The following is a 312-nucleotide window of genomic DNA, read 5'->3' on the forward strand; positions in this document are numbered from 1 at the left end:
GGTACGAGAAGGTCGAGTACGTGGTCAGCGGCCCGCATAGGCCAGTGCCGAGCAGCAACTGGACGTGCGAACCGACGGCACCGCCGGTCACCGCCCCCGTGACCAGCCCCAGCACCAGACACCCGCCCCCGTTGACCGTGAAGGTGCCCCAGGGCAAGACCTGCGCGTCCCTGACCTGCCCCGTACGGTCCGTCAAGTAGCGCATCGGCGCGCCGACCGCCGCTCCCGCGAGCACCAGCAGCTAGTTCACCAACCCGGCAGAGATCACTTCGCCCCCTCCGCGCCCCGGCCGTGCCCGGCTACGGGAGCGTC

General features: G+C 71.2%; 1 protein-coding gene. It reads right to left on the bottom strand.

Features of this window, described 5'->3' with window-relative positions:
• Positions 1–205: fluoride efflux transporter FluC (locus UK12_RS34975; RefSeq protein ID WP_442973938.1), on the bottom strand; the 205-nt coding region annotated here is incomplete at its 3' end.
• Positions 206–312 lie beyond the last annotated feature (107 nt).

This window comes from Saccharothrix sp. ST-888 (assembly GCF_000955975.1).
Lineage (GTDB): Bacteria > Actinomycetota > Actinomycetes > Streptomycetales > Streptomycetaceae > Kitasatospora.